This window comes from Rhodoferax sp. (assembly GCF_028715765.1).
Lineage (GTDB): Bacteria > Pseudomonadota > Gammaproteobacteria > Burkholderiales > Burkholderiaceae_C > Rhodoferax.
In genome coordinates this window covers 1-15838 of sequence record NZ_JAQURE010000003.1, presented here as the reverse complement: position 1 = coordinate 15838, position 15838 = coordinate 1, and the positions used below count along the sequence as shown (strand labels likewise).

The 15838-nt window shown below is 63.9% G+C and carries 19 protein-coding genes; 18 read left to right on the top strand and 1 reads right to left on the bottom strand.

Features of this window, described 5'->3' with window-relative positions; all coding sequences use genetic code 11:
- Positions 1 to 3: 3 nt before the first annotated feature.
- The 18 genes from PHT20_RS01670 to PHT20_RS01585 all read left to right on the top strand — a co-directional run bounded on the left by PHT20_RS01670 (position 4) and on the right by PHT20_RS01585 (position 15156).
- On the top strand, positions 4 to 696 hold the full coding sequence (locus tag PHT20_RS01670) for a hypothetical protein (RefSeq protein WP_301019148.1): 693 nt from the start codon (positions 4 to 6) through the stop codon (positions 694 to 696).
- A gap of 15 nt (positions 697 to 711) precedes the next feature.
- Positions 712 to 3873 carry a DUF4815 domain-containing protein gene (locus PHT20_RS01665; RefSeq protein ID WP_172205889.1) on the top strand — a complete coding sequence of 1054 codons (3162 nt, stop codon included), beginning with the start codon at positions 712 to 714 and terminating at the stop codon, positions 3871 to 3873.
- Positions 3874 to 3885: 12 nt separating this feature from the next.
- Positions 3886 to 4092, top strand: coding sequence for a hypothetical protein (locus PHT20_RS01660; protein ID WP_172205890.1), 207 nt, complete (start codon positions 3886 to 3888; stop codon positions 4090 to 4092).
- Positions 4093 to 4104: 12 nt separating this feature from the next.
- Positions 4105 to 4665 (top strand): hypothetical protein, encoded by a 561-nt coding sequence (locus tag PHT20_RS01655; protein WP_172205891.1) that lies wholly within the window; start codon positions 4105 to 4107, stop codon positions 4663 to 4665.
- 12 nt (positions 4666 to 4677) lie between these two features.
- A complete protein-coding gene (locus PHT20_RS01650; protein ID WP_172205892.1) occupies positions 4678 to 4989 on the top strand; it encodes a hypothetical protein in 312 nt (103 codons plus the stop codon).
- Positions 4989 to 6335 carry a hypothetical protein gene (locus PHT20_RS01645; RefSeq protein ID WP_301019147.1) on the top strand — a complete coding sequence of 449 codons (1347 nt, stop codon included), beginning with the start codon at positions 4989 to 4991 and terminating at the stop codon, positions 6333 to 6335. The genes PHT20_RS01650 and PHT20_RS01645 overlap by 1 nt, the downstream gene beginning before the upstream one ends.
- An 11-nt stretch (positions 6336 to 6346) precedes the next feature.
- A complete protein-coding gene (locus PHT20_RS01640; RefSeq protein ID WP_301019146.1) occupies positions 6347 to 6799 on the top strand; it encodes a hypothetical protein in 453 nt (150 codons plus the stop codon).
- Positions 6799 to 7116 (top strand): hypothetical protein, encoded by a 318-nt coding sequence (locus tag PHT20_RS01635; protein WP_301019145.1) that lies wholly within the window; start codon positions 6799 to 6801, stop codon positions 7114 to 7116. Before PHT20_RS01640 ends, PHT20_RS01635 begins: the two co-directional genes overlap by 1 nt.
- Before the next feature lie 70 nt (positions 7117 to 7186).
- Positions 7187 to 8377, top strand: coding sequence for a phage tail sheath protein (locus PHT20_RS01630; RefSeq protein WP_301019144.1), 1191 nt, complete (start codon positions 7187 to 7189; stop codon positions 8375 to 8377).
- The gene (locus tag PHT20_RS01625) at positions 8377 to 8889 is read left to right on the top strand and encodes a phage major tail tube protein (RefSeq protein WP_301019143.1); all 513 of its coding nucleotides are present in this window, start codon (positions 8377 to 8379) and stop codon (positions 8887 to 8889) included. Before PHT20_RS01630 ends, PHT20_RS01625 begins: the two co-directional genes overlap by 1 nt.
- Positions 8890 to 8922: 33 nt before the next feature.
- A complete protein-coding gene (locus tag PHT20_RS01620; RefSeq protein WP_301019142.1) occupies positions 8923 to 9171 on the top strand; it encodes a phage tail assembly protein in 249 nt (82 codons plus the stop codon).
- A gap of 151 nt (positions 9172 to 9322) precedes the next feature.
- Positions 9323 to 12127, top strand: a complete 2805-nt coding sequence (locus tag PHT20_RS01615) for a phage tail tape measure protein (protein ID WP_301019141.1) — start codon at positions 9323 to 9325, stop codon at positions 12125 to 12127.
- A gap of 45 nt (positions 12128 to 12172) precedes the next feature.
- Positions 12173 to 12571: a phage tail protein gene (locus PHT20_RS01610; RefSeq protein ID WP_269263656.1), complete on the top strand. Its 399-nt coding sequence runs from the start codon at positions 12173 to 12175 to the stop codon at positions 12569 to 12571.
- Complete coding sequence (locus tag PHT20_RS01605; RefSeq protein WP_301019140.1) at positions 12568 to 12786, top strand: tail protein X; 219 nt, start codon at positions 12568 to 12570, stop codon at positions 12784 to 12786. The genes PHT20_RS01610 and PHT20_RS01605 overlap by 4 nt, the downstream gene beginning before the upstream one ends.
- A 10-nt stretch (positions 12787 to 12796) precedes the next feature.
- Positions 12797 to 13882 carry a contractile injection system protein, VgrG/Pvc8 family gene (locus tag PHT20_RS01600; RefSeq protein WP_301019139.1) on the top strand — a complete coding sequence of 362 codons (1086 nt, stop codon included), beginning with the start codon at positions 12797 to 12799 and terminating at the stop codon, positions 13880 to 13882.
- A gap of 13 nt (positions 13883 to 13895) precedes the next feature.
- On the top strand, positions 13896 to 14216 hold the full coding sequence (locus PHT20_RS01595; protein WP_145770238.1) for a phage holin family protein: 321 nt from the start codon (positions 13896 to 13898) through the stop codon (positions 14214 to 14216).
- Positions 14213 to 14731, top strand: coding sequence for a glycosyl hydrolase 108 family protein (locus tag PHT20_RS01590; protein WP_269263651.1), 519 nt, complete (start codon positions 14213 to 14215; stop codon positions 14729 to 14731). The genes PHT20_RS01595 and PHT20_RS01590 overlap by 4 nt, the downstream gene beginning before the upstream one ends.
- Entirely contained in the window at positions 14728 to 15156 is a 429-nt protein-coding gene (locus PHT20_RS01585; RefSeq protein ID WP_301019138.1) for a holin family protein, read from the top strand. Before PHT20_RS01590 ends, PHT20_RS01585 begins: the two co-directional genes overlap by 4 nt.
- Before the next feature lie 15 nt (positions 15157 to 15171).
- Here the strand turns inward: PHT20_RS01585 and PHT20_RS01580 are convergent.
- The coding region (locus PHT20_RS01580; protein WP_301019137.1) for an RES family NAD+ phosphorylase at positions 15172 to 15838 on the bottom strand (667 nt) is incomplete at its 5' end.

Sequence of the window (15838 nt, the reverse complement as noted above, 5' to 3'; positions counted from 1 at the left end):
CCGATGGCCATCCTGACTGCCAGCGGTCGCGCTGCGCTTGCCGCCGCGATCAAAGAACAAACCCTGCACCTCGCCCTGGGCGAGGGCGATCCGCTGTGGGACACCACCAAGGCGATCAGCACACCTTTTGACGAGGCGGGTGTGATCGAGCTGGGCTTTACGCACCTGGCCGACATCCGCGTCACCTCGCTGGATGACCAGACCGAGTACGCGCTCGACATCGACTATAGCGCCAATGCCCGTGAGGGCGTGATCCACCGTCTGCCGGCCAGCACCATCCCGCAAGGCGGAGACGTCACCGTCTACTTCAAGATCTCGCACCCGCCCGAGTCGATTGGCCAGACGGCGCTGCTGCGCGAAGTGGGCCGCCGGGTGGTGGACGAGGTGCATTTCGTTGCCGCCGACCCCGAGGGTGAGATCGTGGTGCCGACTGGGCGCTACCGGCTGGTCACCGAGCCCACGAACCACCTTTTCATCCGGGTGCGCTTCGACTTCGAGGATGCCGCCACCAGCGTGGTGCGCGAGCAAGGCCTCTTCGTCGGCACCCAGACCGATCCCGAACTGCCCGTTGGGCAGAAATTCTTCGTGCCGAGCCAAGTCGTTGAGCCCGGCATCCTCCTCGTGCTGCAGAACTCGGTGCCCATCGTGCGCCAGCCCAGCACGCGCGAGACCTTCGAATTCGTTGTCACTTTCTAATCCGCGAGGCCACCCATGATCGAGCGTTACTACAACCTGTTTGACCCGGCCAAGCACTACACCCAGCTGCTGTTCCGTGCTGGCGACGGCCTGCAGTCCCGAGAACTCAACGAGATCCAGACCACCCTGATCCACCGCCTGCAAGGCGTGGCCGATGCGCTGTTGAAGGACGGCGACATCGTCAGCGGCGCCAACCTGCAGATCGACGCCGATACCGGCTTGGTCACGCTGGAGGCAGGTCGCGTCTATCTGCGCGGCGCGGTACGCGAAGTGCCGGCAGCGACCTTCACTGTCCCCACGGAGGGACGTGTCGCGGTTGGCGTGCGGTTCTCCACCCGCACCATCACCGAACTGGAAGACCCCCATCTGCGTGAGCCCGCAGTGGGCGTGCGCAACTACCAGGAACCCGGTGCCGGCCGTTTGCAAGAGACCCTGGCCTGGGGTTGGGAAGGGTCGGGAACCAGTGACGGTCAGCCCGGCGACTTCCACGCTGTCTATGCCTTGGACAATGGCCTGCTGGAGAACCGCCGCCAGCCGCCCGTGCTCGATGGCGTGATTGCGAGTCTGGCGCGCTACGACTATGACGCCAATGGCCATTACGTCACCGAAGGATTGGGTGTCCGATTCCTCAGCACCGATGCCGATGCCCAAGAGCACATCTTCTCCGTGGCAGAAGGCCGTGCCAACATCGATGGCTTCAAGGTCGAGCGCAGCCAATCGCAGCGGCTGCGTCTGCCCATTGATCCCGATCTGCAGCGCGTCTCCAGCGAACCGCAGGTCTTCAACGATAGCGGTGACGGCTCCATGGTCGTCACGATCAACCGGCCGCCGCTCGCCCAGGTGATCGACATTAAGGTCACGCAGCAGAAGACCGAGACGGTGGTCCATGGCGCCTTCACTGGCAGCCGCGATGTCTTGACTGAACCGACCGTGGTCGCGGTGCTGGAGGTCAAACAAGGCGGCACGACCTACACCCAAGGTACCGACTACAAAGTGGTGGGTGATGAGGTCGACTGGTCACCCGGTGGCGCTGAGCCGGCACCCGGATCAAGCTATCAGGTCACCTACCAGTACATCGCCAGCATCACCCCGACGGATCTGTCCGATACCGGCTTCAAGGTGACAGGCGTCGTTCAGGGTTCCACGATGTACATCGACTACCAGTGGAAGCTGCCGCGCGTCGATGTGCTGGCGCTCACTGCTGACGGTCAGGTCGAGCGCATCAAGGGGATCTCCCAGGTCAGGAATCCGGTCGCACCCACGGTGCCGGCCTCGCGCCTGGCGCTGGCCGAGATTGCCTACGACTGGCGCAGGGGCTCGGAACCCACTGTGCGCAACGTGGCGATTCGCACCATCAAGGTCTCGGAACTCACGGCGATGCAGCGCCAGATCGCCGACCTCTACGATCTGATGGCCTTGGAGCGCCTGCGGGTCGATGCCAACATCCGCGAGCCCGCTGCCAAGAAGGGCCTCTTCGTCGACAACTTCCTGGATGACGACCTGCGCGATCAGGGCGTGGCGCAAACCGGTGCGATTGTGGCCGGGGTGCTGACCCTGCCGATCACCGCCAGTGCGCAGCACGCCAAGGACAACGGCAACGCCCTCATCACGCTCGACTACACCTTGATCCCGGTGATCGAGCAACTGGCGCGCACTGGGTCGATGAAGATCAACCCCTACCAAGCCTTCGAGCCGGTGCCGGCCCGGGTTACCTTGAACCCGGCTGTCGACCAGTTCACGGTGACTAACACCACCTGGGCTTCGGACGTGACCGAGCGTCTGATCACCGGCAGTGGTGTGCTCGAACAAGTGGTGGAAACGCGGCGCTCGGAACAGGTGCTGGCGTCCACCAGCGAGGAGGCGCAGTTTCTGCGTGCGTTGCAGGTGGCGTATCGGGTGGAAGGCTTTGGCCCCAGTGAAGCCTTGGCACAACTGCGTTTCGATGGCATCGGTATTTCGCAACCGGCGGGTATCGCTGCCAATGCGTCGGGCCTGCTCACCGGCAGCTTCCAGATCCCGCAGGCGATTCCGGCCGGGGCGAAGCTGGTGGAGTTTCTTGGGGCGGGTGGCAGCTATGGTTCAGCGACCTACGTCGGGCGCGGCCAGATCGTCACCGAAACCCGCCGCCGCATCCTGACCACGGTGGTGCGCCGCTGGGACCCGCTGGCCCAGACCTTCACACTGCCCGAGCGCCGCACCATCGGCGGGCTGGAGTTGTGGTTCACCACCAAAGGGGGATCGGCGCCAGTGATCGTGCAGATCCGTGAGACGCAAGTCGGTATGCCCACCACCACCGTGCTGACCGAAGGCCGGTTGCTGGCGTCCGACATCAAGACCGACGGCAATGCCACGCGCATCACGCTCGCCCCGGTCGCTCTGGAAGCCAACCGCGAGTACGCCATTGTGGTGCTCACCGACGACGCGAACCACGCGGTGTCGGTGGCCGAGCTCGGCAAGTACGACCCGCGCACCGGTTGGGTCACCGCTCAGCCCTACCAGATCGGCGTGCTGCTCTCGTCCAGCAATGGCATCACCTGGACACCGCACCAGACGCAGGACCTGACCTTCCGGCTCTTGGGGTGCCGCTTCACGCAGACCAGTAAGACCGTTTCGCTGGGCCAGTACACGGTGACCAACCTGTCGGATGTGATGGCGCTCGCGGGCGTCGAGCGTCCGGCCGCTGGCACCGATGTGCAGTTTCTGGCGACCGATGCGCAGGGGCGGATCTACACCCTGTCGGAAGACCAGGGGCTGGCCTTGAACGAGAAGCTCTCCGGCAATCTGGCCGTATCGGCCAAGCTGACGGGTACCGAGACGGCAAGCCCGATCCTGTATCCGGGCACGCTGTTGGTGTTCGGCACGCTGGAAGCGGCCGGGGACTACCTGTCGCGGGCGATTCCCGCTGCCGCTACCTTCAATGTGTCGGTGACGTTTGATGCACTGACGCCGGGCACGTCCAGCGTGGCAGTGCAGGCCGAGTCCGGCACGCCCGGCAGTTTCCAGGCGCTCTCCTTGTCCTCGGGGGTGGAGGTCGGCAACGGCTGGGTCGAGCGCACCTACAAGGCCACGAGCCTGGTGGGCGTGGGGGCGGATCGCACCACGCGCGTGAAGCTGGCCCTGTCCGGCAACCCTCAGCACCGGCCCTTCGTGCGCAATCTGCGCGTGATCGTTACCTGAAGGGGGTGAGCGATGACCCCTGAGCGCACACCGCGCGGCTATCCCTTGCCGCATCCCGAGCACCTGCTCTCTGAAGACGTCCTGAACCTGCGCGAAGCCATCACCCGCATCGATGCGGATGTCGCTGCGCAGGAGACGTCCTCTGAGCAGGGCCAAGACCAACTCACCGAACGCCTACACCGCCAGCAATTGCGGGTGTTTCACCAGTTCGGCTTTTAAGGAGCACCTCCCATGGCCAAAGACCCCTTGCTGCGCGATGCGGTGCGCGCGATCAAAGCCAAGATCGAAACCGCCGCCGAGATCGCCACCCCGGAAGAACTGGCCTATCTCGGCACCGCCATCGACCGCATCGGTGGTCGCGCCACCGTCCTCGAAGTCGAGGAGATGGGCGACATCAAGATGGCGGAGCTTACTGAGCATGCTACCTCCGTCGAGACGGCGACGCTGGACACCATTGCCACAGCCGCCGATGTGGCCATTGCCAACGTCACGGCCACCAAGATCGCCGCTGAGAGTTCCATCACGGCGACCAAGACGGCGGCGGAATCTGCGGTCACCCAGACCAAGGAGGCTGCCTTGGCGGTGATGGCACAGACCGAGACCAGCACAGTGGCCACCGTCAATGCTGCCGCGCAGAGTTCGATCCAGCAATCTGCCAGTGCCCGCGATCAGGCGATTGCGGCCGTCAGTAGCGCAGCCGATCAGGCCGTGGCCACGGCTCAGGCCGCTGCCAACAGCGTCACCCAGCAACTGGTGCTGGGGCGCAAGACCTTCTTCCTTGCCCAACTCTAAGGAGCCTTTTCGATGTCCATTCTGGGAACGGCGCTGCCAGCCGCCAACACGCTGGCGACCCTCTACGAAGTGCCCACCGGCCGCCGCGCCGTGGTCAATGTCGCGGCCTGCAACAAGGGCACGGCAGCCTCCAAGCTGCGCGTGGCGCTGACCGCGTCCGCCACGCCGGCCGAGAGCGAGTTCATTGAATTCGATGTGAGTCTGGCGGCGACCGAGGTGCTGGAACGCACTGCGCTCTCCTTGGCTGCGGGGCAGAAGATCGTGGTGCAGGCCAGCGCCGCCACGGTCAGCTTCAACGCCTGGGGCATTGAGGAGGTGGCGTAATGGGACGATTCTTGCGCACGCTGCCGGTGGACACCGCACCGGCCTATGAGAAGCAGCCGCTGCCGCTGGTGGGGGTGTTTTCCTCATACAACAACAGCCCGGACTGCAGCATCTACGACTCGGATTTCAATCTGGTCAGCCGGGCCAACCAGACCAATGCCGGCAACGCCTGGGCGACCTCAGGCGAGATCTGGTCAGACTACACCGGCTGGAATTACACCAATGGCCAGGTGAGCTCGAGCGCGGCAGGTACCTATTGGGTCAAGGCCACACCCTGCTACTCGGTCGACGGTCACCAGTTGCTACGCCTGTCGGCCAACGGCGGCATGGCGATGCGCCAGCCCGACCAGATGGGCAGCTTCATGGCCAATTTCGGAGTGGTTGTGGGTCCCGAAGGCTACCGTCAGCCGATGTCGCTGTGGTTCTCCGGTACCACCTTGCGCCAATACACACGCGGTGGCTTTGCCCAGCTGGATCAACTCACCACCGGCCTGGCAACTGCCTCGGCCGCCACCTGGGCCGGGGCCAATACCAATATGCGCAGCGCCGTGGGCTACCACTGGGCTGCCGGGCTCCTGGTGCTGATCGAAGCGCGCGATGCGAGCTGCAACTACCGCGCCCACATCTGGAAGCACCCCAGCGCCAAGCTCTCGGGCAAACCTGGGGAACTGGATCGCTTCATCCTGGAGGCCAAGGCCGGTACCAACGGGGCCAGCTATCAGCACGTCGACTTCAGCTGGAATGCCAACGGCTCGACCAGTTATACCGAGAGCCAGTACCGGATGCGGGTCATCCCGACCAAGAGCGGCAAGATCGCCCTGGTGCGTTTTGTGCCGAGCAACTGCTCGCACATGGCCGTGCTCACCCCAGGCGCTGGCAACACCGGCGCGCTGGACACCAACTTCACGACGGTGTCTTGCACCACGTCCTACGGCATCGAGCAGGGCAGTTACTACGGGATGCGCCACCAGATCACCTGGGACAACCAGTGGGTGGCGGCTTTTGCGCCCTATTACTACTACGGCTCGGGCCTCTCGGGGCACGTGGTCAACACCGATGACCCCACGCGCTACTACCGGCTGTCCTACAGCAGCTCTAGTTGTGGCGTGTCGATCCTCCCGATCCGGGCGAGCGCCTTTGCCTATTCCTTCCACGAGAACAACGCCGACTCCAGCCAGGGCTTGAATGTCGGCCTGATGGATTTTGCGGGGGCGGGGTTCCAGACCACGGGGGTGCTGGCCAATGGGGGTACGGTCAGTTTGTCGACCAGTCGCTACTGGATCGATACCGGTTACACCAGCACCAATTACCCCTGCCTGATGCCCGTTGAGAACTGGAAGATCTAAAGGAGACCGCGATGCCCAAGCTCTACATTGCATTTCATGACAACGGGGTGGTGTGCGATATCGCCACCGAGGCGCTGGAGGGCTATTTACCAGCACCCAGCAAAGCCACTTCGACACTGGCCCTGCGCTATGCCCTGCAGGACGGCAAGGCGGTTGATCGCTTCCCCGGCAAAACCGATGAGGAGGTGTTGGCCCTCATCGCTTCGGAACAAGCAGCCCAGGTCGTGGCTGCTCCATCCCAGAAGGTCATCACCAAACTGGCCTTCATGAATCGCTTCACCATGGAGGAGTTGGCCGCGATCTACACCGCCGCCAAGACCGAGGTCATGGTCGAGGTGTTTCTCGACAAGTTGAAGATCGCTGAAGAGGTGAATCTGGCCGATGCCCAGACCATCGGTGGCCTGCAGGCGCTCGCCGCCAGCGGCCTCTTGACCGAGGCTCGGGTGCAGGAGGTGCTGCAGTGATGGCCGCAATCCAACATCGCCTGTCGATGCTGGGGCTGTGGGGGCTGTGCCAGATCGCGGCGGTGATCGCGTCAATCTGGATGCTGGCCGCTGCCCTGACCGGCAGTCGGCGTGCCTGGACCTTGGCGGTCGCCCACGACCAGTTAGCCAATGCCGCTTTCGGCGGGCACGAGGACGAGACGCTCAGTTCCCGCGCCGGCAAGGCCGCGCGTGACGGCAAGCGCTGGGCCTGTGTGCTGTGTCGGCTGCTGGATCGGCTCGATCCGAACCATTGCGAGAAGGCCATCGAACCCGATGAGGGCAAGCCCACCGTTTGAGCCTGCCGCACTGCAACCATCCATTCAACCGATCCGCCGCTGGCGGATTTTTTACTTCTGGAGCCCACCCATGGCAGATCACTTTCTTCACGGGGTCGAGGTCGTTGAAATCGACAACGGCCCACGTCCCATTCGCACGGTCCGATCCTCCGTGATCGGGCTTGTCGGCACCGCACCGGATGCCGATGAGCACAGCTTTCCCCTGAACACGCCGGTGCTGATTGCCGGCTCTCGCCTGGAGGCGGCCAAGCTGGGCGCCACTGGGACCTTGCCGATGGCCATTGACGGCATCTTCGATCAGGCCGGTGCGCTGGTGGTCGTGATCCGGGTGGCCGAAGGGGCGACCGAGGCCGAGACACAGACCCACGTGCTCGGTGGCGTTGATGAGGCCGGTCAGTACCTTGGCCTGCAGGCGCTCTTGGCTGCCCAGTCGGTGGCCAAGGTCACGCCACGCATCCTCATCGCACCGGGTTTTACGCACCAGCGCCCCATTGATCCCGATGACGACACCCGCCAACTGGCGAACCCGGTGGTGGCGGAACTGCTGGGCATTGCCGAACGCCTGCGCGCGGTGATCATCGCCGATGGCCCCAACACCACGGACGCTGCCGCCATCGACTACCGCGAGGACTGGGGCTCGCCGCGCATCTACGTGGTCGATCCGCACGTCAAGGTGATGAAGAGCGGCGCAGTCGTGACCGAACCGGTGTCGGCGCGCGTCGCTGGCCTGATTGCCAAGATCGACAACGACCGGGGTTTTTGGTGGTCGCCGTCGAACAACGTCATCAACGGCATCGTCGGCAGCCACCGTCCGGTGGACTTCGCGCTGGGCGATCCGAATGCCCGGGCCAACCTGCTCAACGAGAACGAGGTGGCCACGATCATTCAGGAGGATGGCTACCGCCTGTGGGGCAACCGCACCTGTTCTTCGGACCCCAAGTGGGCCTTCCTTTCGGTGCGGCGCACCGCCGACATGATCAACGAGTCGCTGCTGCGCGCCCACCTCTGGGCGGTGGATCGCAACATCACCAAGACCTACGTTGAGGAAGTCACCGAAGGCGTCAACGCCTACCTGCGCCAACTCAAAGCCCAAGGCGCAATCCTGGGTGGCAAGTGCTGGGCCGACCCCGATCTGAACTCACCGACCTCGATTGCCGACGGCAAGATTTATTTCAACTTCGACTTCACCCCGCCGTACCCGGCCGAGCACATCATCTTCCGCTCGCACCTGGTCGATGACTATCTTGAGGAGATTCTGTAATGGCCATCGAACTGCCACGTGTTCTGAAAAACATGAACCTCTTCGTCGATGGTCGCGGCTACGCCGGGCGCATCGACGAGATCCAACTGCCCAAACTCACCTTGAAGACCGAAGAGCACCGCGCTGGTGGCATGGATTTGCCGGTCGAGATCGACCTCGGTATGGAAAAGCTCGAAGCCGAGTTGACCATCGCCGACCAGGACCCGGAAGTCTTCAAGCTCTTCGGCCTGCTGGACAACGCCGCGACGCAGATCACCATCCGGGGCGCCATCCAGGCACAAGGGTCGGAAGCCAAGCCCGTCATCGTCAACCTGCGCGGTGGCTGGAAAGAGCTCGATGCCGGCACCTGGAAGCCTGGCGACAAAAGCACCCTCAAGGTCTCGGTAGCGGCCAGCTACTACAAGCTGACCATTGACGAGGAAGAGCTGATTGAGATCGACGCCATCAACCTGGTCCGAAAGGTGGGCGGTACCGATCAGATGGAAGCCATTCGCGCGGCGATTGGTTTGTGATGAATGCCGTGATGAACAACAAGGAGCCCACCCATGAACACCGCTGAACGCATCAAACTCAACTTTCCCATCGAGCACGACGGCGTGCCAATTGCCGACATCGCCCTACGCCGTCCCACCGTCGGTGATCACCTGGCCGCGCAGAAGTCGGCCGGCACCGATGCCGAGCGCGAGATCCGGCTGATCGCCAACCTGGCTGAACTGCCACCCGCCGCGATCCATCAGCTCGATATGAAGGACTACGCCCAACTGCAGAAGGTGCTGGGCGGTTTTTTGTCGTAAATCCGGGTGAGCTCTCCGCCCTCGTGGTGGAGCTCGCCCTCTACACCCATTGGCCTCGATCCGAGTTGCTTGCCCTGGAGGTGAGTGAGTTGGTCGAGGCCTTGTCATTGGCGCGGCGCTTGTCGGCCACCCCGTCTTCCTGAGGTACGCCATGGCCACTGCGCATCCCGTTCAGATCAGTATCGGTGCCACGCTGGCGGCCTCGCTCGGGTCGGCGGTGCGCGGTGCTCAGGCCCAACTGAACCAGCTGGGCTCGACGATGGCCGAACTGGGCAACAAGCAATCCGGCATCCGTCAGCTGGAAACCCTGCGTAGCCAAGCCAAGGATGCGGCGCTGGCCATGCGCGCGGCGCAGCAGAAGGTCTCTGGGCTGGAAGCGAACATCGCCGGCCAGGATGGAGGCGCCACGGCCAAGCAGTCCAGAGAGTTGGAGCGTGCCCGCGCGGCAGCCACCCGAGCCGAGGAGGCCTACCGTCGTCAGCGGGCAGCGGTGGATGAACTCTCGGGATCGCTGCAACGCGCAGGCGTCAACACCCGCGCGATGGGTAGCGAGTCTGCCCGACTCGGCAGCCAGCTCGAAACCCTGCGATCCCGCACCGAAGCCCTGACCCGTGCCCAGCAGGCCCAAGCCCGCAATCTGGAGAACCGCAGCGCCTATCGCGCCCAGATGATGGATGCCGTGGCCTTGGGCGGGGCGCTCTACGGCCTGGTGCAGCCGGCTGTCCAGTTCGAGTCGGTGATGGCCGACGTCAAGAAGGTGGTCAACTTCGACACGCCCGATCAGTTTGGGCAGATGTCCAAAGATGTGCTCTTGATGTCGACGCGCATCCCGATGGCCGCTGACGGCATTGGGGCCATCGTCGCGGCTGCCGGTCAGGCCGGTATTGCCCGCGAGGAGTTGCTGCGCTTTGCGGAGGACGCCGCCAAGATGGGCGTGGCCTTCGATCTGTCGGGGCAGCAGGCCGGGGCGGCGATGACGGGCTTGCGCTCGATCTTTGGACTGACGCAAGACGAGGTGGTGAAGCTCGGGGATGCCATCAACCACCTGTCCAACAACATGGATGCCAAGGCGTCCGACCTGCTCAACATCGCCAACCGGGCGGGCTCGACGGCCAAGCTGTTCGGCCTGTCTGGCGCGCAGCTCAATGCCCTGGGCGCGACCTTTCTCGCTTTGAAGACGCCACCTGAGGTGGCGGCCACCGGCATCAATGCGCTCTTGATGAAGCTGGCCACCGCCGACAAGCAAAACGAGAAGTTCCAGCAGGGGCTGCAGGATATCGGGCTGTCGGCCGAGGTCATGAAGAAGATGATCGCCCGTGATGCTCAGGGGGCGCTCACGACCTTCTTGCAGCAGGTCAAGAAGGCGCCCGACCTGATGGGCACCTTGTCGGACTTGTTCGGCATGGAGTACGCCGACGACATCGCCAAGCTGGTGGGCTCGATGGCCACCTACGAGAAGGCGGTGGGGCTGGTCGCCGATCAGACGGCTTACGCGGGGTCGATGCAGGCCGAGTACGAAGCACGCTCGGCCACCACGGCCAACAACCTGCAGCTTCTCAAGAACCAGATGAGCCGGCTGGGCATTACGGTGGGTAATGCGCTGCTGCCGGCTTTGAACAACCTCGTGGGTGCGCTGATGGCGCCCATCGAAGGCATCACGGCGCTGGCCGAACGCTTTCCCATCGTCACGCAAGTGGTGGTGGGCACGGTCGGTGCTGTGCTGGCCTTGAAGGTGGCGGCCATCGCCTTGGGCTATGCCTGGACCTTTGTGAAGGGGCCGATCCTCGGGGCGCAGGTGGCGTTCCAGTCGGCGCGGGCTGGCTTGGCGCTACTGCAAGTGCAGGCCGCAGCGACCGGGAGCAGTGCCGGTCTTCTGTCGATTGCCTGGCAGCGGCTGCAGACCGGCGCCCTCGGTCTGATCGCACCGATCAAATCGGCAGCGTTGGCCTTCTGGTCGATGTTGCCGGCCATTGGTGCCACCACGGTAGCCTTGCTGGCCAACCCGATCACCTGGATTGTGGCGGGGATTGGTGCTGCTGTCGCCGGTCTCGCGCTGGTGATCCGCAAGTATTGGGACCCGATAGCAGCCTACGTCGGTGGGGTGTTCGAGGGTATTCGCGCCGCCGTGCAGCCGGCGATCAGCAGTCTTTCCACAACACTGGCACCGCTGGCGCCGATTGGAACTCTCATCGCCAACGTCTTTGGCTTCATCGCCGATGGCGTGAGCCGGGTGGTGGGCTGGATTGGGCGACTGCTCGCGCCGGTGACGCTTTCCACGGAGGAGTTCAACACGCTCTCCGCATCCGGCCAGTCCCTCGGCGCGGTGATCGGTGGTGTGTTGAGCACGGCTTTTACGGTGCTGACCCTACCGATCCGGGCCGTGGGCACGCTGGTGGGGTGGGTGATCGAGGGGTTTCAGCTGCTCACGTCCTTCTCACCACTGACCCTGATCAGCGCCGCCTGGCAGCCGGTGGCGGATTTCATGACCGGTCTCTGGTCGGGCATCACCGCCACCGTTGGTCAAGCTATCGACTGGATAGCCAACAAGATCGGCTGGGTGATGAACGCCGGCAAGCAGGTCGGCGACTGGTTCGTTTCGCTCTTTGGCGGCGAGCAGCAGGCTGCGCCGACATCCACGGCACCGACGTCCTCGCGTCCAGCAGCGCTGGGCAGCACGACTTCGCTGACCGCACCACGCCCCTCGGTCGGCTCTGCACCCGTTGGGGTAATGCCGATGTCAGCGGGCAATCCGCCTGCAGCGAACACCCGGCCGATGGCAATGCCTTCTCAACCGATGGCTGCGCGCGGCAACACCAGTGTGTCGCTGTCGGCCCCGATCACGGTCAACGCACCGCCCGGGATGGATGCGCGCGAGATCGCCGCACTCATCGAATCACGCCTGCGCGCGCTGATACGTGAGACCACCCGCAGTCCGGCGGCTGCGATGTACGACTGATCCTGATCAGACGTTTCCTTTTCTCATTCTTTACCGAGGTGTGCCATGGCCGAACGGGTGATGTTGGGCCTGGGCGAATTTCGTTTTGAAATCGCCACGCTCGCTTACCAAAAATTCTCACTCAACCAGTCCTGGCGCTGGCAGGAGCAGGCGCGCATCAACCGCGATCCTGCCCTGCAGTTCGTCGGACGCAACGTTGGTGAGATCGAACTCGACGGCGTGATCTACCCGAGCTTCAAGGGTGGTCTTGGGCAGATCGAAGCCATGAGATCCCTTGCGGACGCTGGCAAGCCGCTGCAACTGGTCGATGGTCTCGGCCGCATCTGGGGCGCCTGGGCGATCACGGAGATCGGGGACACCCGCACCGTGTTTGCCGATGACGGCCAGCCCAGGAAGCTGGAGTTCCGCATCAAGCTCAAGGCCTACGGGGAGGATCAGCCATGACCCGAGCGATCTTCAAGCGCGTGATCACCCGGGATGGGGATGTGCTCGATGACCTGATCTGGCAGCACTATGGACGCAGCGAAGTGCTGGCCGCCGTGCTTGAGGCCAATCCCTCACTGGCGCAGTTGCCCCCAGTCCTTACCGCTGGCCTGGTGATCGAGCTGCCTGAGTTGCCACTGCCGGTAGAAGCGCCGGTGATCCGGCTGTGGTCATGAGGACAGACAGATGCAACCGATCTTCCGTCTCTACGCCGACAGCCAAGAGATCACCGCTGCCATCCGCGACCGGCTGATCGAGCTGGTGGTCACCGACGAAGCTGGCATCCAGTCCGATGAGCTGAAGCTGACCCTCGATGATCGCCGCCGTGAGGACGGCGCGATTGCGCAGCTGCCGCGCATCGGCACGGTGCTCACGGTGTCGCTGGGCTATGCCGAAACCCGGCTGGTGTCGATGGGGCGCTTCATCGTCGACGAGGTCGAGATGCGCTCGCCTCCGGCCACGCTGACGGTCTCGGCCAAGGCCGCCGATATGGTCGGGCCGTTTCGCAGTCCCAAGACCCGCTCCTGGGATGCGACCACGCTGGGCCAACTGGTAGAGGCCATCGCTGCCGAGCATCGGTACAAGGCCAGGATCGATCCCGAACTCGGCGCCATTGCCATCCCGCATCTGGACCAGACGGCCGAGTCGGACATGGCGCTGCTCACCAGGCTGGCCGCCAAGCACGATGCCGTGGCCAAGCCCGTGGCGGGGTTTCTGGTGCTGGCCAAGCAGGGGGCGATCAAGACCATCACCGGCCAGGTGATGCCGACGATCTCTCTCAGTGCCAGGGACCTGGCCGAATGGCGCTATCGGCACTCGGCGCGCAAACCCGGCGGGAGTGGCTCCACCAGTGACCGCGACACTTCGACACCACCGACGACAGCAACCGGTGGCACACGCGCGTACTGGTGGGACTTCGAGAAAGGTGAGCGCCGGGAAGTGACCACTGGCCAGCCACCGTTCGAGGAGATCCGCTACGTCCACGCTACGGAAGCCGAGGCCAAGGCCGCCGCAGCCACCCGCAAGAACACCGGCGAGCGCGGGCAAGGGGAACTCAGTTTCAGCCTACCCGGTGACCCGAGGCTGGCAGCCGAGGGACGGCTGTCGATTTCGCTGCGCCCGGGCATCCCAACCGAGTGGCGCATCAAGCGCGTTGAGCACCGCCTCGGCACCCAGGGCTACACCACGCAGGTCGAGTGCGAGCGCTTCACGGCGTCGCCTGTGCCAGTGACTGACACGCCGACTACAGCCACCACCGAATCTAACAGATAAGGAGACAAGCACTGTGACCCCTGACAAAGATCCTTCGACCTACGGCCTGATCACCTACTTGTGGGTGACCGGGCTGGCCGCCTGGGGTGGCTTGGTCAATTTCTACCGCAAGGTGAAGTCCGGCGAGACCCGGGCCTTCAACGTAGTGGAGCTCATCGGCGAGATTGCCACCTCGGCTTTCGCCGGCCTCATCACCTTCTGGCTTTGCGAGGCTGCGCAGTTCAATCCCCTGGTCACTGCAGCCTTGGTCGGCATCTCCGGCCACATGGGCAGCCAGGCCATCTACCAACTGGAGCGCTGGGCGCAGACGCGCCTGGGTAAGGAGCGGCCATGAGCACCATCGACAGTATCCTCGATGACATTCTGCGCCGCGAGGGCGGCTACGTGAATCACCCCGCTGACCGGGGCGGCGCGACCAACTTCGGTATCACAGCGCAGACACTGGGGGCCTGGCGCAAGCTGGGTCGTGCTGCCACGGCAGCAGAGGTGCAAGCCCTGACAGAAACGGAAGCCCGCGCGATCTACCGCCAGCAGTACATCACCGGTCCCGGGTTCGAGACCATCGCGCATCCGGCGCTGCTGCATCTGCTGGTCGATGCCGGTGTGCATTCCGGACCCAAACGAGCGGTGCAGTGGCTGCAGACAGCGCTGGGCGTCACCGCTGATGGCGTGATCGGTCCCAAGACCCGCGCAGCAATCGCTGCCGCCGACCAAGGTGTGCTCTACGGCAAGGTGCTGGGACAGCGTCTGCGTCATCTCGGACGCATGATCACCAACGACCCCAAGCAGTCAGCGTTCGCCGCTGGCTGGATGAACCGGATGGCGGAATTTGTGGAGGGCACGGTATGACGCCATTGCTGACCACCTTGGCACCGGGCCTGCTCGAAGCCGGTAGCCGCCTGATCGACCGCCTGGTGCCGGACCCCGCCGAACGGGAGAAAGCCAAGCTCGCGCTGCTGCAAGCCGAAGGGCAGTTGGCCCTTCAGGAGATGCAGACGAGTCTTTCGGCGATCCTGGCCGAAGCCAACTCGCTCGACCCCTGGACCAGCCGTGCACGGCCGACCTTTCTGTACGTCATCTACGGCGTGATCCTGCTGTGCGTGATGGGCGCCATCATCGGCATCTGGTGGCCGACCCACGTCTTCCAGGCAGCGGAGAACCTGAACAAGCTGCTGGGCGCAGTGCCCGAGAGCTTATGGTGGCTGTTCGGTGCCGGCTACCTGGGCTACACCGGGGCGCGCAGCTTCGACAAGTGGCGAGGGCCGACCCGGTAGCGCACGACAGTTCGATTATCGAGACCCCGGTCTCATCATCCAAGCGATGATGGGATCGGGGTCTTTTTCCGTTTCCAGCTTCAGTTTTTTGATGACTTCAGGATGGTCTTGGGGCGTGACCCAGGGGATCTCACTGGTCTCGGGGCGTAGCTTGGCGAGACCGTATCGCCCACCGCGAAAACTGCCGTACCCATAGTCGTTGAGTATTTCTACCGCGACACAGGCCCGTGCTTCGAGCCGTTCCCGGCTGACATTAGCCTTGATGGCGTAGTTCGTTCCGCCAGGGTGAGCTACGCTGGGGTAGATGATCGCGTCTATCGACTGAGATCTGAGGAATTCACGGGCAATCAGATTGGTGACCCGGTAGGCATCTTTTCCGGGGCGGCTGAACCGGTCAGCCAGAAATGCATCGACCAACTGCACTGCCAGTGCAACGTCGGGGCGGAGTTCTGCAAGGATGTTCTGTGCGTGGTCTTCCAGGCCTGCGGGCAGGAAGCGGTTCCGCCGCCAACGGCGATAGTGATCGAGCTCGCCGATGACGTGTGCTGTGATGCTGCGGCCAGACTTGACCGTGAAGGCGGCGATATTGACGGAGCTGCCTGCAGTGGCGCGAATTTCCGCGAACACTGTCTCATCGCTACTGCCCCCGTAGAACAGCGGATCGCCAGCGCCATTTGCCCTT